Consider the following 1880-nt stretch of genomic DNA (forward strand, 5'->3'; position numbering starts at 1 on the left):
TATTTGCCGGGTGAATATGAGGTGACGGGGGGGTCATTTCACCCGGAAGGAACTGGGACGCAGATGAATAATTTGCCTGAATTTGGGGAGGCGCCGCGGTTGAATAAGGCACCTAAGAGTTTAGAGACACCAGTGGATTTAGTGAAGCCTCCGAAGCCGAGTGATGATATTTGGCAGTTGCCGACTGTGATTTTTAAGGAGCCTCAGTTTAAAGAGGTCTTTGGTAGTAGTGGCTCTGGTTCTGCTTCGGGTGGAAGTGGGAATGATGATTTAGCTGATAATTTGTTTGGTGGTATTGCTAATAATTTACCACCTGATGAAGTTAATGGCTGGTCTTTTGAGAAAAAGTTAATTGAGGCAGCACGGCGAGGACTTGCTAAGCTACCAGGAGATGCTTTAAGTACAATAATGCGGTGGGAATTTTGGGCACAATTACTTGCTACCTTAGCTGTCTTTGCAACATTAAGTTTGACAGGATTGGGTGAAATTGCTGCCATCATATATGCTCTGAGCAGGGTAGGAATTGCTGTGGAAGCGGTCAAAGAATTATTTTCCTATGTTTTTTCTGCCTTTTATGCCAAAAATCATGCTGACTTAAATAAAGCTGCCGAACACTTTAAACACTTTGCTAGCTTAGCCGGACAAGAATTGGTAGGTGTAGCCTTTAGAAGAATCAGACTGGAACTAGCTAAACAAGGACATTGGACAACTCGGTTTGATGCGGCTATTCAAAATAATTTAGCATCAACTAACGCAGGTACTAAATTAGAGGCGAGAACTGCTAACCTGCTCAAACACGATTTAATCAGTTATGGAAGGATAGAAAAAGGAGCCAATAAACTTCCAGTTGGAGATGTTGATGTAGAAACCAGCAATGCTATTATAGAGGTTACTATGCAAACAGGACAGAAAGCGGGTCAAATTGCTAAATTACAAACAGATAGACTTCTAAATCCCAGTAACAAGCCAGTAATTTTGTTTGCCCCAAATTACACAGAGCTAGCACAAGCCGAGCTTCCCCCTGGAGTGCGAGTTTTTCGGACTGAGCAAGGACTGTTGGATTACGTAACAAATCTGCGATAAGGAGAGTTAACAATGTCAAACGGTCTAGTAGTTGTTTCCAGGTGCGATATTAGAAAAGAGGAGTTAATATCTTTTTTGAGGACAGCAGGTGCACATATTGTTGAAAAACCAGGAGATCCTTTTTTTGCATGTCTGATAAGGGAAGAATTATATATTTGGATTGCCATTGGCAACAGGAATGAATTAGAGCAATGGGAATTAAAAGCTACCACAGAAAAACTTCTGGGTGATCCCAAGACATTTATTGTATTAGAGATATCTAAAGCAGAAGGTAGTAGGCGATTTGCTTATGAATTAGCGGCTAAGTTAGCTGCAAAATGGTCCTGCATTACTGATAACATGAACGGGTACAATAGACAGATGTTATCAAGTCAAGAATTGTTTTATCTGCTTGAGAGAGGCTGCAATTTTGAAGAATACTAAGAACTACAAGTAAAGGGTAGTAGTAGCAATTTTTCAGAATGGTTAGCTGCAGCCACACTCGAAAGTAATGACAAATTAGGTTATCGACTGCTAACTGCTAAATCCTATCAACAAGCCCGTAATCTTGTTTGCCCCCAATTATACAGATAGAACACAAGCAGAGTTGCCTGCTGGAGTGCGAGTCTTTAGGACTGAGCAAGGACTCCTAGATTATGTAACCAATTTGAAATAAGGAGAATTATCAATGTCAGACCCTATTATCGTTATCTCAAGCTCTAATATTACGAAAGATGAGTTGGGTGCATCTCACTTTGGCGAATATGTCGCAAAAGGGTTAAAATGGAAAAGCTAGTAAAATTGCCAAAAAATATGAG

The 1880-nt window shown here is 40.5% G+C and carries 2 protein-coding genes; both read left to right on the forward strand.

Annotated elements, in window-relative coordinates; translation table 11 throughout:
* A partial coding sequence (locus QUB26_RS31640; RefSeq protein WP_333321262.1) for a hypothetical protein occupies positions 1–1083 on the forward strand: 1083 nt, incomplete at its 5' end.
* Positions 1084–1095: 12 nt separating this feature from the next.
* Positions 1096–1506 carry a hypothetical protein gene (locus QUB26_RS31645; protein ID WP_333234271.1) on the forward strand — a complete coding sequence of 137 codons (411 nt, stop codon included), beginning with the start codon at positions 1096–1098 and terminating at the stop codon, positions 1504–1506.
* Positions 1507–1880: the final 374 nt, after the last annotated feature.

The sequence above is a fragment of the Microcoleus sp. B4-C1 genome, from assembly GCF_036705285.1.
GTDB lineage: Bacteria > Cyanobacteriota > Cyanobacteriia > Cyanobacteriales > Microcoleaceae > Microcoleus.